This window comes from Saprospiraceae bacterium, from assembly GCA_016709995.1.
Classification (GTDB): Bacteria; Bacteroidota; Bacteroidia; order Chitinophagales; family Saprospiraceae; genus JADJLQ01.
In genome coordinates, this window is record JADJLQ010000002.1 from 868,790 (window position 1) to 894,042 (window position 25,253).

20 protein-coding genes are annotated in these 25,253 nt (G+C 40.5%); 12 read left to right on the forward strand and 8 right to left on the reverse strand.

What is annotated here, in order from left to right; translation table 11 throughout:
• Positions 1-366 precede the first annotated feature (366 nt).
• From IPJ09_17890 to IPJ09_17910, 5 genes are all read left to right on the forward strand, one after another.
• Positions 367-1,848 (forward strand): glycoside hydrolase family 28 protein, encoded by a 1,482-nt coding sequence (locus tag IPJ09_17890; protein MBK7373269.1) that lies wholly within the window; start codon positions 367-369, stop codon positions 1,846-1,848.
• Between the two features lie 464 nt (positions 1,849-2,312).
• Positions 2,313-3,017 (forward strand): SGNH/GDSL hydrolase family protein, encoded by a 705-nt coding sequence (locus IPJ09_17895; GenBank protein MBK7373270.1) that lies wholly within the window; start codon positions 2,313-2,315, stop codon positions 3,015-3,017.
• 5 nt (positions 3,018-3,022) lie between these two features.
• Positions 3,023-4,228 carry a VCBS repeat-containing protein gene (locus IPJ09_17900; GenBank protein MBK7373271.1) on the forward strand — a complete coding sequence of 402 codons (1,206 nt, stop codon included), beginning with the start codon at positions 3,023-3,025 and terminating at the stop codon, positions 4,226-4,228.
• A 91-nt stretch (positions 4,229-4,319) separates the two neighbouring features.
• Positions 4,320-5,981, forward strand: coding sequence for a hypothetical protein (locus IPJ09_17905; protein ID MBK7373272.1), 1,662 nt, complete (start codon positions 4,320-4,322; stop codon positions 5,979-5,981).
• A 34-nt stretch (positions 5,982-6,015) separates the two neighbouring features.
• Positions 6,016-7,437 (forward strand): sulfatase-like hydrolase/transferase, encoded by a 1,422-nt coding sequence (locus IPJ09_17910; protein MBK7373273.1) that lies wholly within the window; start codon positions 6,016-6,018, stop codon positions 7,435-7,437.
• A gap of 110 nt (positions 7,438-7,547) precedes the next feature.
• On the opposite strand, the gene IPJ09_17915 is transcribed toward IPJ09_17910, so the two are convergent.
• Positions 7,548-8,654, reverse strand: a complete 1,107-nt coding sequence (locus tag IPJ09_17915) for a DUF2911 domain-containing protein (protein ID MBK7373274.1) — start codon at positions 8,652-8,654, stop codon at positions 7,548-7,550.
• A gap of 646 nt (positions 8,655-9,300) precedes the next feature.
• On the opposite strand from IPJ09_17915, the gene IPJ09_17920 reads away from it, so the two are divergent.
• The 3 genes from IPJ09_17920 to IPJ09_17930 all read left to right on the forward strand — a co-directional run bounded on the left by IPJ09_17920 (position 9,301) and on the right by IPJ09_17930 (position 11,646).
• Positions 9,301-10,377 (forward strand): diguanylate cyclase, encoded by a 1,077-nt coding sequence (locus IPJ09_17920; protein MBK7373275.1) that lies wholly within the window; start codon positions 9,301-9,303, stop codon positions 10,375-10,377.
• Between the two features lie 594 nt (positions 10,378-10,971).
• Complete coding sequence (locus IPJ09_17925) at positions 10,972-11,316, forward strand: type II toxin-antitoxin system RelE/ParE family toxin (GenBank protein MBK7373276.1); 345 nt, start codon at positions 10,972-10,974, stop codon at positions 11,314-11,316.
• 6 nt (positions 11,317-11,322) lie between these two features.
• Positions 11,323-11,646 (forward strand): helix-turn-helix transcriptional regulator, encoded by a 324-nt coding sequence (locus tag IPJ09_17930; GenBank protein ID MBK7373277.1) that lies wholly within the window; start codon positions 11,323-11,325, stop codon positions 11,644-11,646.
• 183 nt (positions 11,647-11,829) lie between these two features.
• Here IPJ09_17930 and IPJ09_17935 read toward each other — a convergent pair whose 3' ends face one another.
• The 3 genes from IPJ09_17935 to IPJ09_17945 all read right to left on the reverse strand — a co-directional run bounded on the left by IPJ09_17935 (position 11,830) and on the right by IPJ09_17945 (position 15,398).
• On the reverse strand, positions 11,830-13,092 hold the full coding sequence (locus IPJ09_17935; GenBank protein MBK7373278.1) for a pyridoxal phosphate-dependent aminotransferase family protein: 1,263 nt from the start codon (positions 13,090-13,092) through the stop codon (positions 11,830-11,832).
• 172 nt (positions 13,093-13,264) lie between these two features.
• Entirely contained in the window at positions 13,265-14,263 is a 999-nt protein-coding gene (locus IPJ09_17940; GenBank protein MBK7373279.1) for a nucleoside hydrolase, read from the reverse strand.
• 145 nt (positions 14,264-14,408) lie between these two features.
• Complete coding sequence (locus IPJ09_17945) at positions 14,409-15,398, reverse strand: endonuclease/exonuclease/phosphatase (GenBank protein ID MBK7373280.1); 990 nt, start codon at positions 15,396-15,398, stop codon at positions 14,409-14,411.
• Between the two features lie 281 nt (positions 15,399-15,679).
• On the opposite strand from IPJ09_17945, the gene mtgA reads away from it, so the two are divergent.
• From mtgA to IPJ09_17965, 4 genes are all read left to right on the forward strand, one after another.
• Positions 15,680-16,531 (forward strand): monofunctional biosynthetic peptidoglycan transglycosylase, encoded by an 852-nt coding sequence (mtgA, locus tag IPJ09_17950; protein MBK7373281.1) that lies wholly within the window; start codon positions 15,680-15,682, stop codon positions 16,529-16,531.
• A 52-nt stretch (positions 16,532-16,583) separates the two neighbouring features.
• The gene (locus IPJ09_17955) at positions 16,584-17,879 is read left to right on the forward strand and encodes a radical SAM protein (protein MBK7373282.1); all 1,296 of its coding nucleotides are present in this window, start codon (positions 16,584-16,586) and stop codon (positions 17,877-17,879) included.
• 134 nt (positions 17,880-18,013) lie between these two features.
• Positions 18,014-19,441 (forward strand): hypothetical protein, encoded by a 1,428-nt coding sequence (locus tag IPJ09_17960; GenBank protein MBK7373283.1) that lies wholly within the window; start codon positions 18,014-18,016, stop codon positions 19,439-19,441.
• 53 nt (positions 19,442-19,494) lie between these two features.
• The gene (locus tag IPJ09_17965; GenBank protein ID MBK7373284.1) at positions 19,495-19,731 is read left to right on the forward strand and encodes a hypothetical protein; all 237 of its coding nucleotides are present in this window, start codon (positions 19,495-19,497) and stop codon (positions 19,729-19,731) included.
• 33 nt (positions 19,732-19,764) lie between these two features.
• Here IPJ09_17965 and IPJ09_17970 read toward each other — a convergent pair whose 3' ends face one another.
• The 4 genes from IPJ09_17970 to IPJ09_17985 all read right to left on the reverse strand — a co-directional run bounded on the left by IPJ09_17970 (position 19,765) and on the right by IPJ09_17985 (position 25,239).
• Positions 19,765-21,570 carry a tetratricopeptide repeat protein gene (locus IPJ09_17970; protein ID MBK7373285.1) on the reverse strand — a complete coding sequence of 602 codons (1,806 nt, stop codon included), beginning with the start codon at positions 21,568-21,570 and terminating at the stop codon, positions 19,765-19,767.
• A 150-nt stretch (positions 21,571-21,720) separates the two neighbouring features.
• Positions 21,721-22,605, reverse strand: coding sequence for a helix-turn-helix domain-containing protein (locus tag IPJ09_17975; protein MBK7373286.1), 885 nt, complete (start codon positions 22,603-22,605; stop codon positions 21,721-21,723).
• Between the two features lie 407 nt (positions 22,606-23,012).
• Positions 23,013-23,435 carry an rRNA maturation RNase YbeY gene (ybeY, locus tag IPJ09_17980; GenBank protein ID MBK7373287.1) on the reverse strand — a complete coding sequence of 141 codons (423 nt, stop codon included), beginning with the start codon at positions 23,433-23,435 and terminating at the stop codon, positions 23,013-23,015.
• 13 nt (positions 23,436-23,448) lie between these two features.
• Positions 23,449-25,239, reverse strand: coding sequence for a glycoside hydrolase family 9 protein (locus tag IPJ09_17985; protein MBK7373288.1), 1,791 nt, complete (start codon positions 25,237-25,239; stop codon positions 23,449-23,451).
• Between the last annotated feature and the right edge of the window lie 14 nt (positions 25,240-25,253).

Here is a 25,253-nt window from a genome sequence, read left to right on the forward strand (position 1 = left end):
GTTGTTCCCGGAGTCTGCTCAGGTACAAATGGGAAAAAGCCGGAGAAGTAACGGTTTTGACCGTTGATGCCAATAATAGTGACGAAAATGAAAAAGTACATCAGAAAAGCTTATTTTGATTCCCAACTATTCATGATGCAATAGAGGATCAAATGAAATGACGGTCTGGTAAAGAAAAAAAAAGACAATATTTACAATCAGGGCTTGATTTGTTTATGGCAACTTTTAAGATCAAATAGTTGGATCCAGATTATTTTAATCGGAAAAAAAGCAATGATGTAATTCTAGGTAAAAAAATTATTATAAAAATCCAACAACATGAATCGCATAAAACATACTCCTGAAACTTATTTAAACTGACAATCGATGAAAAATATCAAAGTCACCTTAGCTTGTATATTGCTATTGATCAGTTCTGTAATCAGTACGGCACAAGATTACCTGATCACCAATTTTGGCGCCGTACGGGATGGAATATCGGTAAACACAAAAGCGATACAGGCTGCCATTGATGCAGCAAATAAAAATGGAGGAGGTAAGGTGCTTATTCCAACAGGAGTTTTTTTGTCGGGAACACTTGTCTTAAAAGATAACGTTGAATTATACCTGGCAAAAGGAGCTCAATTACTTGCAAGTGCAAGACAAGAAGACTACCCACGCCAGCCGCAACCTAAATACAGATCACTGAGAGATCAAGGCGGTTGGTATTCATTCATATATGCCGAAGGTGCAACCAATATATCCATAAGCGGAAATGGTACGATAGATGGGCAAGGTGCAAAGCAAAAAGGTCTGCCCAATTCATTGGGGGGTGATTTAGATGGAAGACCTAGTAATATCCTCTTTATTAGTTGTAAGAAAATAAGTGTATCTGGCATCACATTGAAAAACTCAGGTATGTGGAACCAGCATTACCTGAATTGTGAAGACCTTACTATTAACAATATCAACGTATACAATCACAGTAATAGAAATAATGACGGAATTGATATTGACGGATGTCGAAGGGTCATACTAACCAACAGCATTTTCGATTCGGGGGATGATGCCATTTGCCTTAAAAGCACGGGTCCTGCTCCATGCGAGAACGTTGTAATCAGCAACTGTGTGGTCAGTAGTTTTTGTAATGGGATTAAAATGGGAACCGAATCAACAGGTGGATTTCGAAACATCAATATTAGCAACTGTATCATAAAACCATCCATTCATCCTGAAAAACCTAAGGAAAGTGGAAATCCCAGCGCCATTGGGATTACAGGTCTTTCACTGGAGATCGTTGATGGAGGGGTTATGGAGGGCATTTCCGTCAACAACCTTACAATTGAGGGTACGAAGTGTCCGGTTTATATACGACTCGGAGGAAGAAACAGAAAGCATCGCATAGATGCCCCGGAACCAACTGTAGGTTCCATGCGTAATATTTCAATTAGCAATATTATTGCATACGGCAGTGGAAATTTTGCCTGTTCCGTTACGGGCATACCGGGTCATAAGATTGAAAATGTGAAGTTGAGTAACTTCAATATTATTCAGCAAGGTGGACTAAAGGAAGGGGAGTATTTAGCTACATTAGAAGATGTAGGCGAAGTCATAAAAGGCTATCCGCAGCCTACCAATTGGGGCAACTTACCTGTTTCGGGCCTGTTTATCAGGCACGTTGATAAAATTACTGTGAATAATTTTTCAATTGATGCGGATAAGTATGATCCCCGTCCGATTTTCATGGCACAGGATGTCAATCGTATCTCAATAAAGGATGTTCAGGTTGGCAGCAATTGTAACAGTAAAAATATGATTGTAATGAAGGCGGTTGAGGATCATTTTTTAGAGTTCAATAGGCAAGATTAAAAACGTTTATTATTTTGGTAACGAAAAACTATAAACGAAAATACCTTTCATTCATTTTGCCAATGCATCTGCCCGGGAAAATGAATACGATATCTCAAAGTGAGGGCAATAAAATTAGCATCTTTGCTGCCTTTCTGCACCAGTTGCGGAATTAATGCCGAAAACCGTTGCGATTTTCACCCGCGTTGGAATTCTTTTTGGGAATAGAAATTGTTTCGATGACATTGGTAAGGCATCATTGACAAGACAAATGCATTTGGATGAACTTATTAATGGTTAAAAAAGCCAAATGAACAATAGGAAAAGGAAGATTTGGATTGAGGAGTTAAACCAATTAATGATCAAAATGTCAAAATAAATTAAACAATTATGGGATTGCCAAAAAAATTCCAGATTATTCAATTCCCTGATTCTTATTAATAGCACGCTTCATCAATATGTAATTAAATTAAACCAGGTATTATATGAAATCAAGAAGACATTTCCTGAAAGCCACCCTTTTGTTTAGCCCGGTATTAGCTTTTCCCAAAAATATATTTGGAAAAACAAATAAAAGACTACCCAATGTACTAATCCTTGGAGATTCGATTTCTATTGGCTATTTTCCCTTTGTAAAGGAAATTATGAAAGAAAAAGCAATGGTTACCCGACCCTTTAGTCCCGATAGCACCCCTGAAAATTGCGAGGGAACTACAAGTGGAGTTGAAAATATCGACCGGTGGATAGGAGATACAAAATGGGATGTCATTCATTTTAATTTCGGTTTGCACGATTTAAAGAATGTTCATACGGAAACTGGTAAAAACAGCAATAATCCAAAGGATCCTCATCAAGCCAATTTGAAACAATATGAAGAGAACATGACAGAGATAGTAGGAAAACTAAAAAGAACCGGTGCAAAATTGATATTTGCCACCACTACTCCATACCCCGACACAGCGATAAAACCAATGCGTTTGCCCGGCATGCCAGAAAAGTACAACGTGGTTGCCGAAAAAATAATGAAAGAAAATGGGGTAGTAATTAATGATTTATATACATTGGTATTGCCCCGGATGAGCGAAATCCAACTTCCGTCCAACGTACATTTTACCGAACCCGGCTATGAGGTTTTGGGCGAAGCAGTGGCACAAAAAATCGTAGAATGCCTACAAATAAATAAAAATTAGATTTAATGAAATACATATTGGCTTTTTTGGTAGCGGTTAGTTTATCCGCTCAAGCTCAAAGTACGTGGAAAATGCACATTATTGACAACGCTTCCAATGGAGCAGACGGAGTGAAACTGGCAGATATTAATCATGATGGTCGTTTAGATATCGTCACGGGGTGGGAAGAAGGAGGTATCACTAAATTATATCTTCAACCTGAAACAAAATTGATAAAAGAAAAATGGCCGGCTGTACTTGTTGGAAAATCACCCAATGTTGAAGACGCCGTTTTTGCTGACTTGAATAATGACGGAAAGCTGGATGTAGTTAGCTGCTCCGAAGGAAAAACAAAAAAAATATTTGTTCATTGGAATCTCGGGAAAGAGGTTTTGCAACCTGAAAATTGGAAACAAGAAGTCCTGCCGGCGTCTGATGGATTAATGATGTGGATGTATGCCGAACCGTTGGATGTTGATAACAAGGCTGGCATTGACTTGGTCGCCGCAGGTAAAAATGAAAATGCTGCCATCGGTTGGTTTGAATCACCAGAGCCTTCAGGCGATTTAAGGAAATGGAAGTGGCATGAAATTTCACAGGTAGGTTGGGTGATGTCCATCATTAAAAGGGATATGGATGACGATGGAGATATAGATTTGGTAATTTCCGACCGGTATGGAACCTTACAAGGCTGCAGGTGGCTTGAAAATCCCGGACAGGGAGAGGCTCAAAAGCAACTCTGGAGAAACCATTTTATTGGTGCACAAAATCTTGAAATAATGTTTATGTGCATGGCCGATTTAAACGGAGATGGAGCCGAAGATGCAGTGGTTTGCGAGCGTACAAAAAATACCGTTAAATTTTGTACCAGGCTTGACAAAGAAGGGACTCTGTGGAAAGAAAAATCAATTCAGATCCCCATTGCCACCCGAACAGTAAAATCAATTGAAGTTGGAGATTTGAACAATGATGGGGTAGACGATTTGGTTCTTAGTACCAATACAAACCAAAAAGCCCAAAATGGATTACTTTGGTTAAATGGTAAATCGCTCAACAATTATAAAGTGACCGACTGGCAATATATTTCTGAAGCACACAATTCAAAATACGATAAAGTTGAGCTGATTGATTTGGATAAAGATGGCGATTTGGATGTATTGATTTGCGAAGAAAACTTTGGTGAAAACAGCAAAGGGTTGGGACTCGTTTGGTACGAAAATCCATTTCAGTGATTCGAGTTAGAAATTGAATAATGAAACGTAAGAAAACGAAGACAATGAAGAAGAAGCAAGGTATATTCCGAATTATTAGAATCATAACCCTATGAAAAAGAAGAAACGACTCTTCATCATTGCCGCGGTCATCTTGGCTGTCCCCCTTTTGCTCCTCCTATCGATTATTCTGTTTGCCGGAGCAGGAAGAAAAATTGGAAAACCACTTCCAAAAGGGAATATTGAAATTCCCGTCTGCCGTTCGATCCACTATAACAGCACTTCTCAAATTCAGAAAGAAATAATTAAAACCTGGTCGGAAGGTGAAGTTTCGGATTGGGTTGATGGCGAAAAACCTGATCTAAAAAATCCACGAACAGTTTTGGGTTGTTTACTGTCGGGCAAGCGTGTGGAAGAAATTAATCAGTATCTTCTCAAGCAAAATGCGGTGGGGACGGCCGGTTCCCGCTGGCTCTTAAATCCCAAAGGAGGTTATAATTTTACCACAATGGCATTAACCCCTGTACTTTATCTTTTTGATGCCAAGCCTGAACTGTTGTATCCTGCGACAAAAAAGCATTTGGTAGAAAATATTCTCACGATTGAGGGGTCAGGATTTAAGAGGAATGTCCCGGGGCTGCCGATGGAGGACACTGAAAATCATATTTTGATGGCAGAAAGCTCACGCTATCTAAAAAATCAGTGGCGATGGGAAAACGGTAATAAATCCCCTGAATTTGATAATAAAAACAATGGAGTTGAAGCGGGGTTGTATGATTATTTGAAAGAAGTTTACACCTTTGGGATGTATGAGTTCAATGCTGACCCCTACCTGGGTTATTCTTATTCTGCATTGTTAAATCTAAATGCATTTGCCAAGGGGGGGATAAAAGAAATGGCGACAAAAATCCTCGATCTAATTAACTGGCAATATGCGTTGAACAGCTACCAATTCAAACATTTCCCGCCTTACAGAAGACGGTTTAAAAAAGATTTTCGCAAAGAGATTGTTTCCGATTATCATTCGGTGATGTTGATGGTATGGGCTGGATTTTACAACGATTCATTAAAAATAGATCTTTCGAGAGGGGAACACATGGCTTTATGGCCTTCCATGTTGCCTTATCGTCCTTCAGATAAAATCATGGAATGGACATTGAATAAACCAAACCCGTATTTCGTAAAGATAGGACACGGTTATAACTCCTGTCCAGAGATTTGTTCTGGTGACAAAAGTTATTTGCTCTCTGCAGGAGGCGCCAATCAAGGCAGGCGCTCTCTGATTATGCCCAAACCGACTGTTTTGTTTTTAGATGACGATGCTGAAAATCTGAAAGAAATTTTTCATATGTACGGACCAGGTGAGGATTTTATGGATTGGAACAATACGGGGGTGTATGAAGATTTTGCCTGCTCCAGGGGTACAGTCCACATTCCCGAAGGAAAACTGGCAGTACTCACATCGGAGGAGTGGCAATATTTTTCTATATCAGAAGGCATATTTCTTGCTGTCTTCTCCAAAAAAGAATTAGGTTTAATGGTTATTGCCAGGGGCAATTCCGCGGAGGAAGTAGCACGAGCGATTCAGCAAAATAATGATGATAAAAATCTATTGAAAAAGCAATTCAAACATCCAAATGGAAACCTAATTGAGTATGATCTGGATTCACCCAAAGATACCTGGGTGATTAAAATGGTAAATTACAAACCAGTACAAAGGCTGTTTGATACATGGCCATTTTTTGAAGGAAATATAGAGGAGGTTTTAAAATGAAGTTACCATCAAACAATAATTTATAAAGTTGAAAATGAAACGAATTACAATTCTTGTTACGCTGATCGTATTTGGATACCTGGCACTTTCAGCCAACGGAACAAAAAGGCCAAATATTATTTTAGTGATGTCCGATGATCAGGGATGGGGACAAACGAGTTATAATAATCACCCCATCTTGAAAACACCCAATTTGGATAAAATGTCTGAAAACGGAATCCGATTCAATCGATTTTATGCCGGAGCGCCTGTCTGCTCTCCTTCGCGGGCTAGTGTTTTAACGGGACGCTCAAATGATCGCACAGGGGTATATTCGGCTGGTTATGCTCTTTGCAGCCAGGAAAAAACCATTGCCCAGGCACTGCAAAAAGCAGGTTATAAAACAGCACATTTTGGGAAATGGCATCTCAGCGGCCTTAAAGGACCCGGAGTGCCTATTTTTGCAAGTGATGAAAGAAACCCCGGAAAATTTGGTTTCGATGAATGGTTATCAGTTTCCAATTTTTTCGACATCGATCCAATTATGAGCCACAATGGTGAATTTGTGGAAATGAAAGGGGAATCGTCGCACATTATTGTCAACGAAGCCCTTCGATTTATTGAAAAGGAGAAAGACAACGAAAAGCCATTGTTTATCGTGATTTGGTATGGAAGTCCCCATGCACCATGGCGAGCTGATGAAAAGGATAAAAAACCATTTCACGATCTGGCCAAAGAGGCTCAAAACCATTACGGTGAACTTGTTAGTATGGATAGCAGCATCGGGGATTTGAGAAGTGGTTTGCGATCCTTAAAAATCGAGGAAAACACCCTTGTTTGGTTTAATAGCGATAATGGAGGATTGCCCAATTTTGGACCTGAAACTGTTGGAGGGCTCCGCGGCTATAAAAGTCAAATATACGAGGGCGGTTTGCGTGTTCCTTGCATTATTGAATGGCCGGCTGGTATACACCAAAGTTTGGTGACTAATTATCCTGCATCAACCATGGATATATTTCCAACCATTGCAGACATACTTAATCTTCCAAAATCCGATATGGTCTTACCGATGGATGGAGCAAGCATTAAAAAACTTTTTAAAAAAGATTTAAAAACAAGAACAAAACCAATTCCATTCAGACATTTAGGAAAAGCTGCCATCATAGATAATAATTACAAACTTATTTCTCTGGATATCAACAAAAATAAATTTGAATTATATGATTTGGCAAAAGACCCCAACGAAACGAAAGATATTATCGACACAGAAAAAGTTATAGCCAGGCAAATGATCGAAAAATTCAACATATGGAATCAATCTGTTGAAGCAAGTGTAGCAGGTAAGGATTATCCCAAAGGACTTATCAAACCAAACGGATACAATGTTTTGTGGAATACTTTGCCTGAATATATACCTTATCTAGAGCAGTGGAAAACAAGGCCGGAATATAAAGACGCATTAAAAAAAGAGAATTAAGCGTTTTATGCAACATTGATTTAAATACAAAAAACTACTATTATAATTGAAACATAAGGACCATTCATTTATCTTACCACCACAATGAAGATCTACGAGGAATACTTTTATTACAAATTGGTAATGTCTTTGTCCTCAAGGATGTATTGTATAAACTGATCCAGATAGGACTTCGTATTTTCATCAGGTACCAATGATTTTGCATCCTTTGCAAACCTGATAGCTTCAGTTTTATTACCAATGGCTGCATATCCTTTAACCATTCCAATATTGGTGTAAATGTCTTTAGGATATTTATCAAAATTCATTTTAAATATATTGAATGCTGCCTGATATTTTTTCATGCGTAGCAAGGTCCTGCCATAAGAATTCATTTGAAGTAGCGATCCCATTGGCAACGCTTTTTTCATCAATGAGTCCGCCTCCTGCTGTCTGCCCGCTTTTTCGAGCAGCCCTGCATATGTAGTCAAGGTTAGAAAATTCGCTTCCCCAAAATAAGTATTGACCGACCTATCAGCCCAACTAAGTCCTTCCTCTAAATTTATATTATTCACCAGGCAATAATTGGCAGCATTGTACATATTCTGCCAGTAGCGGTGAAAGTCTCCTGAATTAAAAGACCTACGATACTCAGCGATCTGGGTTTGTTGTAGATCGACAGTCAGTTTAAAAGGGATAGCTATCTTTTCCCATCTCATGACGATGTCAGCACTGTTATTCGTTTCATTTTCAAATTCATATTTAAGCCATTCAACACTTTCAGGAGATTTTTTCACAGGCACTTTTACTCTCAGTGCATCATCTTTGGGATCATAAAAGAAGCTGCCCCAGGCAGTATTAAAATTTGAAAAAATCAAAGTCGCTGTATCAGGTCCCATGGCTATAAAAAACCCATATTTACCTGCTGGCAAGGTCATTCCTTCCACAGTGACTGCCGTGCTAAACTCTATCGTGGTATTTTCATTGGCTCCGGCTCTCCAGGGGGCGGCTTTGCTAGTGCCATAATCCAGATCATCAAAACCGTAATGCACTACTTTGCCCCAGATCTGGCCTTCCCGCCCTTTGACCCCGGGTCGGTCATAATGAATCCCGACATCAGTGATGCCGATCCTTTCTGATACAGATGCTTTTCTATTGCCTCCGGCAGAAGGAGTCAATAATTGAGCTTGAAGGCAAAAGGACAAACTTACAAGATAAATTAGTAAATTGAATTTCATACATATATTATTTATTGAAAGATGCAAAAGTAAGTTAGAGATCTTTTCCAAGCCGTTCATATTAAGTGCAAGTTGATGCCAAAGTGATGTAAAGATGTTAATCACCCATTTTGGAGTAGATTCCAGCACTATCTTTGTCCAACAAACGCTGGGTAGTATTCACCAGGAGGTCGGGTTGAAAAGTAAAAGCATTCTCAAAACTGACCTGGTATTTATTTTTGTGAACTTTTTTTCTGGAAGTGCCCGTGATATACTATCGCCAGACTGTAATTATTTTTCATGTCCGATCCGGCGAATATAACTTCCCTCCTGGAGAAATCAAAATCGTCACTGACAGCATACTGAAGGCCACGCTGATTAAATGGGTACACATGAGTAGGGGACAATCCGTACAGGTATTTACGCTTCCCAGACAGGATATTTTTTCTAAAAAGCAAATTGTAAAGATATTATTTTACAAAGTTTACACTTCTTTTCACAATCTAAGTCACTCATTCTGGAAAATATCAAAGTAATTTCGCCGGTCTAAGTAAAAATTTTAAAAATGATTTTGAATATTTCTAGAACGCGGAGGTTGGCCCTTCAGCCATCAAAAAGGCTAGCGAGATACTTTCATTACAGGATCAATAAAAAAATTATGAAATACATGCACGTATATGATTTATTCTGGATGTTTGTCTTCTGCACTTCCTGCGGAGCACAAAATCAAAGTCAATCAAATAAGGAAAATCAGCTAGTACAGAATCAAACTGACACTAATTTGTTGAAATACACAACAGGAGTTCGTTCAATTTTAGAAGATAGCAAAGGAAATATTTGGTTTGGTAGTTATAACGAAGGAGTGTGTTTACTTCATAAGGGAGAGCTCCAATATTTCACAACGGAAAACGGGTTAAGTAACAATCAAGTAAGGAGTATTTATGAAGATAAAAACGGCATCATTTGGTTCGAATGTGGGCAAGGACTAAGTAATTATGATGGGCAAAAAACAACTGTTTACAAAGAAAGAAATTATGATTCAATAAACGAATGGAAATTAACTGATAATGACCTTTGGTTTAAAGGTGATGAAACGGCTGGCTACAACAGACTCGAAGGGAATCCAGGGGTGTATCAATATGACGGTAAAAAACTTTCATATCGCACACTTCCTGTTAAAACAAAATTAGGGCAAGAGAATCACTATTCAATTTCAACACCTTTTGTCAAAAGTAAAAATGGAGCGCTTTGGCTTGGAACTTATGGCGCATTGATTGGTTATAATGGTTCAGATTTTAAAATAATAAACGATGCTTCTTTGGGATTAAATGATGAAACAGGTCATCTGCATATCCGCAGTATGATGGAAGATCGCAAAGGAAATCTTTGGATTGGCAATAATGGAATTGGTGTTTTTAAATATGATGGAAAAGAAATAATCAATTTCACAGAGCAACAAAAATTGAAAAAGGAGGATACCAAAGGCAATTCGCTTGAGAGAGTTTTTTCCATTGGAGAGGATGATTCAGGAAATATTTGGTTTGGAACTGCAGAATCTGGTGTATGGAGATATGACGCGTCTGCGGACGCTGGTAATTCCGTGAAAAATTTTACAAAAAAAGATGGTCTCAATGGTGACCTTATTTGGATTATTTACAAAAGCAAAACGGGTGAATTGTGGTTTGGCGGAGGTCCCAATGGTGTGTATCGTTTCAATGGTAATTCTTTTGAAAGAAAATATTAACTATATTTATGAAGGCACCAAAGAGCTTTTAACTTTTATAAAGTTTCAGGAAACAACAGCGTGGCGCAAACCAAAGTAATAAACGAAAAAGAAATTCTTTGCGGAAAGATTAGTTTAAAAAATTTGATACCAAATTGATGTACAAGATGTTAATCACCCATTTTGGAATAGATTTAATCGTTTCCAGATCCGCTGATTATTGCATTGAAAGTCAGGTATACTCGAGAATATAGTAAATGTATACACCTGGTTTTCACAAGTTGCCAGTATATGAATGACTGCTAAATAGGGTGTACTGCCAGGTAAGAGTGCTTGGTCTGAGAATACTTTAAAAGTCTGATTGGCCCTATAATGGTTAGTCGAAGGTCCGGATGGAGATGCGCTTTTGTACAAATACAAAGACACTCCTATGCTACGCTTATATTAGAGGCTGGAGTAGAGCTCCGCTGGACAATTTATGAAGGTTGTAGCAACAAGACATTAGGTCTTCCGACTCCAGAGGCAAATTTATATAAAATCAAATTTCAACCTCAATAATTTTAGAATTCACTCGTTTCCCAATTGGGAAATTTGTATCTTTGACAAAAACTGTTATTGAATCCAAATTTTGACATTGAATTATTGCCTGAAGCAATTGAGTTTTTAGAACTTCTTGACGATAAAACTAGAGAAAAAATCTATTTCAACATCAAAAAGGCCCAATTCGTCATTGACAATGACTTTTTCAAAAAATTGAATGCCTTTATTTGGGAATTTAGGACTTTGTACAACGGTAAAGCTTATCGACTTTTTGCATTTTGGGATAAAACAAACGAAATTGAAACTTTGGTTATTGCAACACACGGAATTTTAAAGAAATCGCAGAAAACACCGCCAAAAGAAATTAATAAAGCGGAAGAAATCAGAAAACAATATTTAGAAAACAAGACAAAAAAATAAATAGTTATGGCAACAGATAAATTTAAAACCGTTTCGCTTGATACTATGATTAACAAACACATTGGAAAACGCGGAACCGATAAGCGAGAAGCATTTGAGCATGAGTTGAGAATTGACTTATTAGGAGAAGCCATAAAACAAGCTCGACAAGAACGTAATATGACACAAGCAGAATTAGGAGAACTTGTTGGAGTTCAAAAAGCTCAAATCTCAAAAATTGAAAATAGCGTGAAGAACGCAAGATTTGAAACTATTATGAAGGTATTTGAAGCTTTGGGAGCAAAAGTGAACTTTAATGTTGAACTAAATAATAAAAAGTTAGCGTATTGAAAAGTATGTTTTCAATTAGGCTTCAATTCCTGCTTGACATAAATGGTTTAACTTTTTGCAGATCATCAAACATTTTTATAAATTTAAGTTCAGGTAGCCAGCGGTGAGCCGGGTTCACCAGAAGCTAAGGCTTATCGCTTAAAATTTTACCATTCTAAGTTTATAAGTCGCATGTTGAACTAATTAAGCAACAGCCTCTTGTGCAATCAGGGGGTTGATGATATCTGTGCTGTACTCGCCGTTTAGAAGTTTTGTATTGACGATTTTGAGTGCTTCTAAGGTCTTATCAATATCATCCTGAGTATGCACCGCAGTTGGTATCAATCGAAGCAGGATTTCCCCTTTGGGTATGATCGGATAGATCACCATCGAACAGAATATGCGATGATTTTCACGGAGGTCATGGACCATCTGAGATGCTTCCTGTGGATGGCCTTTAAGAAATACAGGGGTCACCGGACTATTGGTAGTACCTATATCAAAACCTGCTTCCCGGAGTCCACTTTGTAGTGAGTTTACATTTTTCCAGAGGGCTTCTTTCAGTTCAGGATGATTTTTCATCAATTCGAGCCTTTTGAGTCCTCCAATCACCAGGGGCATGGGCAGTGACTTTGCAAAGACCTGGGACCTCATATTGTACCTCAGGAAGGTCACGATGTCTTTTGGCCCGGCTATAAAGGCACCGATAGAGGCAAAAGATTTGGCAAAGGTGCCAAAATATATATCGATATCGTCCTGACAACCTTGTTCTACACCAGCTCCTTCACCATTTGGACCTAGTGTTCCAAAAGCATGAGCATCATCTACTAAAAAGCGGAAAGGGTATTTAGATTTAAAAGCTGCTATTTCTTTGAGTTTGCCCTGATCACCTCGCATCCCAAATACACCTTCGGAGATAACTAAGACTGATCCACCACTTTCTTCAGTCAATTTTACAGCACGAATCAATTGTTTTTCAAAACTCTCCATATTATTGTGCTCAAAGGCGATGCGCTTGCCCATGTGCAGTCGCACACCATCGATGATACAGCCATGACTTTCAGCATCATAGACAATCACATCTCTTCTCGAAACCAACGAATCAATACAAGATACCATGCCTTGATATCCAAAATTGAGCAAACAACCGGCTTCTTTATGGACATAATGCGCCAGTTCGGTTTCTAATTGAATATGTTGGGCCGTTTCACCCGTCATTAGCCTTGCACCCATCGGGTAAGCCATGCCCCATTCAGCAGCAGATTCAGCATCGGCTTTGCGCACTTCGGGATGATTGGCCAGACCCAGGTAGTTGTTAATACTCCAACAGATCACCTCTTTGCCATTAAACATCATGCGAGATCCAATCTCACCAGTGAGTTTTGGAAAAATATAATACCCCTCCGCTATTTCAGCATACTGGCCGAGCGGACCCATATTCGCTCTGATTCGTTCAAAAATATCCATTTGATTGTATTCAATAAATTTGTTGCAAAGGTAAAAAGAAAGCTCCAGAGTTTATAAATGACCAATATTTAAATTATCGTGTTTATCCCTTTTTTATTTTAACTAAAAAAAGCTCTAAGAATACTCCAACAAATATCTGTGTGAAGTTCACGACCTGATTAAAATGATTGTATCAATTTGGTTCATAGAGCATAAGTGCCTCTATCTGAGTAGCAATCACCTCATAAGGAAATTTGTGGACTAAAAAGGAATGCCGGGAGTTTTGATCAGGGTTCCAGGTATTGGTTCCATCCTCTTGACACACCATGGTGCCATTATTGATGACATAAAAATATTTCTCAGGATCCCGGATAGCACATAACACTGCTGTCTGATCCCAGCTATTGCGGTTTTGTGAAGTTTTATGCTCATAATTAGACAAACAATACGCTGTAGCCCACCTCACAGGACTTTCAGGTGATCCTTGTGTGGCAACCTTATGGCCGGTCATGATCTTTACCCCAATCTCAAAACCACTGAATAAAATGGGGGTCGGCCAATTAGAAATGGTATAGGCAGAGGCACTGGCATGTTGATTGATGTTAAATTCATTGCCTTGAGGGAAACCACCCGCCATGGCGACCCATTTTTTCACCTTCCTTGCCACCAGGTCACGACCGCTCAATGTACTGAATCGATCTGGCATAGACTGTAACAATGCAGACAAGTTAGATAAAAAACCGACCGTGACGATCACCACACTCTGATCCTTTTGACCAGCCAGCGTCCTGCGATAAACCTCGACTGCCGAAGGATAATTCTGATTGGTCTTAGGCTGGGGCAGATAGCGGGCGACCAATGAATCGTTCCAATGATTGGGGCATGAAAAATCCGGAGCAGAAGTATCCGGCACCCCAATAGGGATATCCGGTTTCTTAAAATAACGGTTAAATACCTCCAGGGTAGGTGCTATAAACGGATAGCCATCACTCGCTACGGTAGCCAGGATCTCACATTCTCCATTGGCAGCCAGGGCATGCAATAAAGTGATTGCACCCACATCATCATAATCCGGACCCATATCGGTATCAAATATCACTTTAACCGGAGGCCTCTGTTTCTGCGCCCCCAGGAAATCGCCATTGTGGAAAATGAGCGCCAGGAGGAATATGTGCTTCAAATAAGGTTTCATCGACATAAATATAGGGTAATCTATCCTCGTTTGCCGCCTTGGGGAGACTTCAAAAGCAGAAGTGCTGCATTTTCATGCTTTAGATGGAGTTTTCCATTTTTTCTACACCTGCGATTGTGGTCGCCGATCTGAAATACCACTTTAATCACCTTTCCTTAATGATCAACTCAATAGGCAAATGATCACTAAACCCATTAGAATTAAAATCTGAAGACGATGGCCTCGAAAAACGAATAGGCGTGTTGTAATCCCCCCTGACCAACTCAGGATAGTCAATAATTTTGCTGGAAATAAACTGAAATGGATAATTGGCAGATTCAAATGTCAGAGATTTAGACACGATAAATTGATCCAGGATATTGATCTCATTGCCAAATACATGGGTACCCAGCTTCCCATTCAGGAATGGAAACATAGTATTAAACAGTACCGGGGTTCTGGCATTTTTGACCCTTTCAAGATTGGAAGTGCTGTTGAGGTAATTGGTAATAGACCTGTCATATGGCTGATCATTAAAATCTCCCATCACGATGATCGCAGGATTTTCTTCGCCAAGCTCCTCCAATTTGATCTCATGGATCCGTGTGACCCAATAGCTCAAAATTTCGCCGACCATCATTCGATATGGCTCGGACTCAAACTTGCCGCCTAATCGGGACGGCCAGTGATTACCAATCAATATTAGCTCATTATTGCCTGCCGTAGTCGTCAGATTGACCTGGAATAAATCACGGGTATACGATCGTTTCATGATCTCCAGGGTAAATATCCTCCCATCATCATGATATTTGTCCTGGTCATAAATAATCGAGATATCGATGCCCCGCTGATCCTTCGTGTCTTTGTGCAGCACTTTGTAGGAACGGTTGAGTTCCTGGCCCACCCTGTCCATTAATTTTTTTACAACAAACTCATTTTCGATCTCACAGACTCCCAGGATATCGGGACCTAGGCCCTGATTAAATTTTTTGATCACAGAGCATAGGTTGGCGATCTTTTTGTCCAGTAAGGCCTCGTCCCAGTTTTTGAGCTCTGATTTTAATTCTTTTTGTAACCAATCAGGACGGCGGGGTGAGTTTTGTACATCGAAGAGGTTTTCGAGGTTCCACCAGTAGATATTGTGTAATGTAGCCATGAATCTGTTTTATATTGAATGTTTTATAATCAAAGAATGTACCAAGCCATAGATATAATTAACTTTTAGGAAGCCAAAATTTAAAATTAGGACATAGGGAGAATATATTCTTCAAAACGTGAAATCCACTTGTAGGATGTAAAATGCTTGTCTAGATTTGATGTTGAATAATAATTAATAACATCGGATTGGATCACTTCTCATTTCCAGGGCAGTTGCTACGCCTGCTTTCAAACTTCAAGCTTGGGGATTCCCGTATATGGAGTCGGCTACGGAAATTAATGGCGCTACTTCTGATTTCACAATTGATCCTCTTTCTGTGGATTTATGCCGGTGAGCTCAAAGAACGATGGGAGGATATTTCTCCTCTATTAGCCAGGACAGGGCTAGCCAGCCTGGTCGTCATCCTTATATTGATCATTTATTTCAAATGGTTGGATAAAGTCCAGTCAATCCACAGAGTAGTAGGTGTAGGATCCAAAGTCTTTATGGTCTTATATTTATTGCAGTGGGTTGCATTAGTGGTCTTTTCAATGGTCAATCCGCCCATAACGCTCACTCAACTTGGAAGTATACTGGGTGGATATGGTATGAGACGAGACTATGTTGATTATGACCTGATAAGTCCTCACATGAAACTCGCTGTTTTGGCCAGTGAAGATCAACTTTTTACCGACCATGATGGATTTGATGTCAAAGCCATCAAACTTGCCCTCAAATACAATAAGCGCAGGCCCGGCAAGACCAGGGGAGCCAGTACCATCAGTCAACAAACTGCCAAAAATGTTTTTTTATGGCAAAGCCGCAATTTTATCAGAAAAGGCCTCGAAGTCTATTTTACCTTCATGATAGAGACTTTTTGGAGTAAAAAGACCATTCTCTGCCGGTATCTCAATGTAATCGAGACCGGTCCGGGCATATTTGGTGTCCAGGCAGCTGCAAAACAATATTTTAATAAAAATGCACTGGAGTTGAGTAGGGCTGAAGCGGCGATGATCGCAGCAGCCCTGCCAAATCCCAAAAAATATACGATCAAACCCATGAGCAACCGTATACGAAGCCAATATGATGACATCATGATTCAAATGAACCATATCGAACCAGACCCGGATATACTTGCTTTGATACATTGATAAAGTAAATTTTGATGGATGGACTACATTCTATGCCTACCTTTGCAGGGTTTTGATACTAAAAAAATCTCCTTATCTCCTATATGCAGATCCTCAAGGGAATACTTTTGAAGATCGCACACTGTATGCTTTGGGCAGATCCGGTTGGGATGCCCTGGATGTTCCGCTGGAAGAATGGATAGAAATCCCGAATGGGGGTACCCTCTACACCCTGCCCGACCGCCAGGCTATAGGTATCGATGTAAAAACAGGTGAAGTAAGGGTTTGTGAAAAAGGCAGGGCAGTATCTGCATTTGTGCCCCCTGCCTATACAGTTTTGAGACTGGTCCCTTATGTCACCTTGCCTGAAGCGACTCCACTACCTTTATATTGTTACAGTGCCGTGGGATGGGCAGGAGGAAAAATCTATGTCGCCGCTACGCGGATCGAGCAGGACATCAGGCAAGAGGCTGCGGGATATGACGATGCTATGATTGAAGCAGGGATCGAAAAACTGACTGCTGCCTATCCACACAATAGATTGGTAAAACACCTCGCAGAAAACTGTGCCGAACGATATTGTTGTCCGGCGGCAAGAAATTTTTTTCTCGGACGATGGGAGTGCCCGATCCCAATCTCACCCGCTTGCAATGCTAACTGTCTGGGCTGTATCTCCTTCATACCTGAGACGGAAGTATTCCAATCTTCCCATGATCGGCTCGACTTCAAGCCCAGTGCCGACGAAGTCGTAGAGTACACTGTACCTCACCTCGAATCTGCTCCTTACCCCATCGTCAGTTTTGGCCAGGGATGTGAAGGAGAGCCCTTGCTTATGTGGGAAACGATCAAAGAATCGATCATCAGAATTAGAAAATTTACGGACAAAGGATCTATTAATATCAATACCAATGGCAGCAAACCAGATGCTGTAAAAATCCTCTGCGAAGCCGGGCTCAATTCTATTCGCGTCTCCATGAATTCTGCTCAGGCCTCCTTATACACCAATTATTACCTTCCTAATAATTATCAGTTCAGAGACATTGTAGAAAGCCTCAAGATCGTCCGGGATCATGGGGGTTGGGCCTCTATCAATTATTTTGTTTTTCCTGGAGTGACCGATACGGAAGCAGAATACGAAGCCCTTTGTGAACTCATAGACTATACCCGGCTGCATATGATTCAATGGCGCAATTTTAATATTGACCCCGATTTTTATCTCAACAAACTCCATATAGCTCCTGAAGAAGAGATGATCGGTATCTTGCCCCTGATGATGCGGTTGAGGTTGCGATATCCGGATCTAAAATTTGGCTATTTTAATCCTCCCAGGGAGAGAATGGTCAATTATGATCTGGATTTTGCCCATTGAGAAGCTCTCTGTCCAGTGCCGAATTCTTTCATCACCTTCCTCCAAATTTTCATTTACCTTTGGTTACTCCGACCATGATGAAAGTTTTAAGCAATATTGAGATTTATAGCTTGCATCCATTAAAGCCATTATGTATGGCTGTGCTATCCTTGTTTTGTACGATGGCCCTGCATGCTCAAAAAGTCACCGTTTCTGAAGAAGTCACTCTGAGAAATGACCTGTCCTATGACCTGGTAGGTAAGATCGATAGTCATTTTGTCCTCTTTAGAGATCGGGGCAACAAGTATGAAGCCCGCATCTATGACCAAGATCTTAAGTTTAAGGTCGAGCAGGAGATCGTTCTGGCAGATAAGAACTGTGCGCTATTGTCCTCCTTGCCCACACCCACTTCTTTTTTTATATTTTATGGATTCAGACATCGCGGCAAGTACTACATCCAGGCAGATCAGTTTGATCAGGATTGTAGCCTCGTCAGTTCGGATACCATCAAAGTATTTGAAGACATATTACTCAACCCCACTGTAAAATTTGCCAAATCAGAAGATAGGTCTAAAATGATATTTTTTACGACCGAGCACGATCACGAGATGCAGACGATCCTTTACGATGTCAATACCCGAAAAACCATTTTTGATCGCAAGATTATTTTTAAAGAAACGGACCTTCGGGATGATTTTAGAAGTTTGCTTGTCACCAATGAAGGGGACATGTTGGTGATATTTGAGAAAAACAATTTTCGCACTAAGAAAGACAAACACCTGTTTGAAGTACATCGTTTTTTTTCTAACAATGAACCAAACAAAATATTTTACATCCCCGTATACAGGTTTGTAAGCTTTCATAGCAAATTTATTTTTGATAATGTCAATCAACAACTGGTAGGTGGAGGCATCTATACTCAAAAAAATCTGAATCGGGCAGAAGGCATCTATTATATCAAACATGACCTGATGCAGGGAGTTAATGAGAGAGTTACGACCTTTCCATTTGAAACCAGGTTTGACGATGAGATCACCCGCAGGTCAAAAGACAAAAACGAATTCAGTCAACTGGTAGTCAGTGATATCGCTCTCAAACAGGATGGTGGCGCTTTGCTCATCACTGAGATCAAAAAAGAATATGAACGGCGCGCATCTTATGGCGCAGGTACTCGCAGTATCGGCGGCAACCCCTATGGATTAAGATCACCTATGATGGTAGATTTTTATTACGAAGACATGGCGGTCTTTGCGGTAGATGGCAATGGTAACCTGGACTGGTCAGAAGTATTGCACAAAAAACAATATTCACACGATGATGATGGTGTATTTTCTTCCTTCTTCCTTTTCAAAAATCCCTCCCGCCTAAGACTGGTGTATAACGATGAGATCAGCTCCGAAAATACTGTGAGCGAATATGTAGTACAGTCTGATGGTCAATATCAGCGGAAAAGTGTCCTTAGTACCGAATATGTACGGCTTCAACTCAGGTTTAAAGATGCCATACAAATCTCCTCCAATGCCTTTGTAGTACCTTCTCAACGAAGCCTGCGACTCAACCTGGTCAAGATCGAATATTTATAAAAAGAACAGGATCCGATTTGGTCATTCCAGAATAATTACCCAATTTTAATGTTGTGAATAAATTAAAACAATCACTCGGTATAGTTTGGATGTTGCTGTCACCAGTCCTGGTGATATTCATGGTATACCAGGCTTATCTCAAAGTCAACCTGGCGGCGGAGGGCATTCCGAGGACCAATACTTTGCTTCAATGGGTGATCATCCTCATTGTATTCATCCCGATCTGTGCCGGACTATTTTTGTTTGGTAAGTATGCGATGGCCAATGAATTTGATCACCTGGAAGAATAATGCCTGATTTTTTTACAGGTTTAAATTCCTTATTCACTGGATCTTATCTCCACGTAAAACCCTAAATCTTTTTCGTGCTTCTACTGCAAAAGTGCTGTTGGAAAAATCCATGAACAGCGTCTCATACAGTGATTTGGCCTTTTCCTTTTCATTGAGTTTAAAGTCATAGATCTCTGCCAGCTCGAAGAGTGCATTGTCACAGCGGATACCTTCTTTGTATTTTTCGATGATGGTCTGATAGATCGGTATGGCTTGATCCCACTGTTTTAGCTGGCTATATATTTTTGCTCGCAGATACAATACATCATCTACGATGTCATGATTGGGAAACAGAAATACGATCGAATCCAGTTTTTCCAGGGCTGCCTGATGTTTGTTTTGAAAACCCAATAGTTCTGCTTGTGCATAATATTGCAACGGTACCGAGACGCTATCTCCAGCCATATTGTCCAGGATGAATACAGAGAGATCGATAGCATCGTTGCTGATGAACCTCGAAGTGGCCGATTTTAAAATATCAAATTGTTTTTGAGCCCATTCAAAATCGCCATTAAAATAAGTCAACCGTGCATTGCGAAACCTTGCTTCTTCACCCAGCTGATCTTCTTTAAAAGCTTTGTCTACTTGAGAATATAAGAGGGTTGCTTCCCAGATTTCACCTTGTACTAAGTAATAATCACCTAAGTTGAGCTTGGCTTGAGCCGCTGCAGGCCGGGGTATATTAGGCAGGTGGATCAATTCATCCAGGATAGCAATCGCTTTGGGAATATTATTGAGATGCAGTGCCACCAATTCAGCATATTCAATGATGAGGACACTGCTCGCCCTATTTTTGCCAAACTCCTGGATAAAAGATTCATAATCCTGCTCCAGGACTTTGAGTTCATCCATAGTCGTCGGGCTGGCTGATAGTTTTATTTTATTTCTTTTACAGGCCAGTGCATCTTTTTTGGCTTCGACATAAAACGAGTTCTGCGGTCCCTTCTCCTTGGTGATGTATTCAAAAGCTTTTACGGCTGCATCCCATTCATTGGCTGATTTGGCAATCTGACCGATCTGATATATCCGGGATCCATTCTCATCCAGCATTTTGTCGAGTGCCCGTGCCTGGCGGAGAGCTCCCAGGTAATCACGTGATTGTAACATAGCCCATTGCAACATTTCTGCAAAGTGTATCGCCCTTGGAGCACCCTGTATGGCTGCATACAGTTGTTTTTGCAGCTCCAGGTAATCTGAGGGTTGGAAAGTGCGCTGAAAGATAGATTCGATCGTCACATCACGTTGAGGATCGGCATCGAGGCTGATCAGGTAGTACTCAATCATTTTGGGTACATCGTCTTTGCGTCGATACATGTCTGCCAACAGGTAGGGAAACATGTTTTTGTCATTAAACACTTTCATGCCTTTCTCATAAGCAGCGATGGCAAAATCAAATTTAGACATATTGATAAAATTGCCTGCCAGGCTGGTGATCTTGGATCGGTCATTTGGCAGTTTGTCTATCGCCTTTTTATATTGCTCCGCAGCCGCATCAGGTTGCCCCATCTTGTCCAGCAGATTGCCGTACACCACATAATTACCCGCTTCATCAGGGAAAGACTTTAATTGTTTTTTAACCAAAGTTTCTGCTTCGGCCGTCTTGTCCTGGTAGATCAGGCAGTCAGTCAGCCGGTTGAAATAATAATTTTGATTTTTGTTTTGATCTAAAAGCTTGGCAAATAAGATACCCGCTTTCTCATACTCACCATCTTGAAAATATTGCTCTGCCAGGCGGGCATCCTGACCAGATAAGATGGAAGTACAGGCGATCAATAAAAATGTGCTGAATATTTTAATCATCCGGATATGTGTCATGTGAAAGGCTACAAATATAGGGGAAATGTAAGTGTGAATGTCTGAACCTGGATTTTTGAGATTGACCAGGATTTCGTTTTTTGATAACCTTGCTGAATCACTCGAGCCGACACTGGACGCCTATTGCCTACTCCACTACACAAACATCCTAGTCCCTGCATACCGCTCTCTAAACTCCTTCGGCGTCTCTCCTTTTTTCTCTTTAAAAAGTCGGTTGAAATAGGATTGATTTTTAAAGCCGCATTTGAAAGCGATCTCTGATATGGAAAAACTGGAATCCATCAGCATGCGGGAGGCATTGCCCAGGCGGATGTCATTGATGCTGTCCACAAAGGTTTTGCAGGTAGTCTTTTTGAAAAATCGGCTGAAGGACACTTCGGTCATTCCGACCATCTTGGATATCTCGCCGAGGGTGATCTGCTTATGATAGTTGGCACGGATATACTCGTACACGAGCTCTACGCGTCGATTGACAAAGCTGGGTTTTTCGTCCGCAAAAGATTCGTTAGACAATAGCTGGATGCCCCTGGTCAGTGACAGGTCATGCAGAATAGAATATAGTTCCAGTACGGAGTCAAATCCGCTCAGTTTAGATAGTTTACGGAGGCGAGGTTCTAATTGTTTGATCGTCTCCTGAGGAAAACTAATGCCCCGGCCTGCTTTTTCCAAAAGGCTTTTAATAAAAATCAGCTGGTTGCGTCGTAGAAATTTTTCATCCAACAGGTCTTTGTGAAACTGGATGGTGATTTCTGTCATTTCACCTTTGTCCTTTTTGTATTCATAATTATGAGTCATCCAGCAATGTGGCAGTCTGGCTCCAACGAGGACCAACTCCAGGTCACTGATCTCTTCTTTATGGTCACCAACTACTCGTAAGACTCCCGCACCATTAAATATAAAATTGAGCTCAAGTTCGTCATGAGTATGGATTGGAAAGTCAAAGTCCTTTTTGGAACGCTCAAAGACCAGGAAACAATCATAATGTGTCAGTGGAGTGATTTCTCTAAATATTTCAGCCATAATCTTGGTTTTTAGAATAAAGGATTAATAAGTTTTTAAAGTCATTTTACGCGCAATGTGTTGCCAAATTTATTCAGATAGAATTTTATCAAATTAGTTTATCAATTTGTATCAATGATAACTCAAAACTATAATGTTTTAGGTATGAATTATGTTAAAGCATGTATTTTATTCATTTTTAATGTTTTAATATATTGGTAATCAATTAAATACAAATGAATTCGATTGTTCAACTATTTTATCATTTTATATGAAAATATAGTTCTAAAACAAGTAGAGGTTATCGACTTTTGAACAATTATTGACCCTGATATTAAAAAAGAAAGATATTTTGGAGCGGAGATACACGACCTTTCTGGCCATTTTAAATTAGCTAGTTGGGAAAGATCTGAGTGTAATGATTCTACTTAAAAGGCTGTCATCTCCAGCCTGGCCAAGTAAAAGTCCTCTTTCACCGTCATCTGTTTTTTGTGTTTGCCGGCTTTGTCATCATATCCACAGAGATGAAGCACTCCATGTACCATCACTCTCAATAGCTCCTGTTGCGGAGTCACCTTGTACTGAGCCGCATGATCCCGTATCCTGTCGATGCTGATGAAGAGCTCGCCACTGATAGGTTCATAAGCATAAGGAAAAGTGATAATATCAGTATAATAATCATGATTCAAGGATTGACGATTGATATCCAGGAGAGCTTCATCGTCTACAAAATGGAATTCGAGTTGATCGATGTTTTTGTCCTCGGATTTTGCCACACTATTCAACCAGGCTTTGACTTTGGTAGCCTGGTTGACTTTGAAGGAGGGATATGCGTAATGAAATCGTATCATCGGATTTGGGTCTTTATTCAAAACAGATCATCATCATAATAGCGCAGGCAGTCCCATCCATGGTAGGTTCATTGGTCACATAGTCCCCGATATCGTCATGATAGACTACGTAATCGTTTTGAAAAGCAGCATATGCATCTTCATGGGTCAGTCTTAAACCCAACTGGCTTTTGTAAGTCGTATAATACACAGGTCCGTCTGCCAGCCCTCCCGGCACTTCTGTTTTAGTCAGTGCCCAGGTGCTCATATGCACATCACGGGGATAGGGCCCCTGTGCAGGAATATTCATAAACATGCTCGTACCCCACGGATTTCTCCCGAATAACCAATCCCGTAGAGCGTACTTGTATTTTTTAAATTGTTGATCACCCGTCATTTTTTCATAAAGATGGATCTGGATGATCAGGTCCACCAGCAGATTATTAGAGCACCAGATAAAAGGTACACCCTGACTAAAAGCATTTTTGCCGGCCCTGAACAGGGTTTGTTTAATGCCATTGCGATAATAGGTGGCCAATTGGCTTTTAAATTTTGAATCCACCAAATCATACAAAGCAAAGTGGGCAATGTTTAAAAAAGGATAATACTGGTAGTGGGCAGAGGTATCATGCTGTATCCAGGATAGTTCGCCAGTGAGGGTGGCATAGTATTGAGCATCTTTGAGATAGGTCGTTTTTTTGGTGGCTCGATACAATTCGGCCGCGGCCCATTCCATATCATCAGTCCAGGTATCTTCATTGTAACGATATGGAGCTCCATAAGAATTGCCTTGCTGATACCCGGGTTGTTTTTTAGCCATCGCATACAATTCTTCGGCAGCCTGGAGGCATCTCATTGCGAAAGAAGGATCGTATTTTTTAGCATTCCACACCTGGTAGCCGAGTGCCAGCGCTGCAGCCGACCTGCCTGCCAGGTTGGCTATGCCCGTGGCTTGGCTTTTATATTTATGGAGACCCTGAGGTTTGCCGGTGGCATAATAAGCTACCCGATAAGAATTTTTACCCCAACCATAATTGGATGGATCATTCATCGGAAACTTCCAACCTAGATGGTCCCGGTCGTCAGCGACCTGGTGTATCAGTTGATCTGAGGCCGGATGTAGTTTAAGGATCCAGTCCAGGCCCCATTTAGCTTCATCCAGGACATCCGGGACATGATTGGCTCCTGATTGGCCCAGGGCATTGTACTTATCGTCAAAAGATGCTGGTGACATCTGGTAGGCCATAATCATCCTGGCTGTAGCATTACTCCCTGTGATCAGATACTTGAGTTGATCCCCTGCATCATGCCAGCCACCGGACACATCTATATAAGTCGAGTCCGGCATAGGGCCATCCATGACCCGGCCATCAGCCTGGTGACAGACTGCATCAAAAAAAGGATTGTAACCACAGCGTTGCTGACGCATAAATTGCAGCAGCACATCGGGCAAAGTCGAGTAGATGCCAGTAGCCTGAATCAAAAACTCTTTTTTTACCTCCGGATATTGATCGAGCCTGATGTCATACTTTCCGATTTGAGAGATACCGCTATAATCCAACTCATAATAATGCTTAAACGGCCCGTACCCGGGAGCAGCCGCGGGTTTGACAGGAAGCGTCGCGATTATTCGTCCTGTTTGGTCCACCACAGTAAAATTGCCTGATATTATTTCATCTGAAAAAGCAACCGCAGTTTTTGTATCCTGGGGCCGGTAGCCTACCAGGTTGGTACGGATGTATACCTGGCTGTGGATTGCTACCATTTGAAACAGGACTAGCAAGGTCAATGATATAAGTCTAATGGTAATAATAGTATGCTTCATGCCAGAGATGGTTA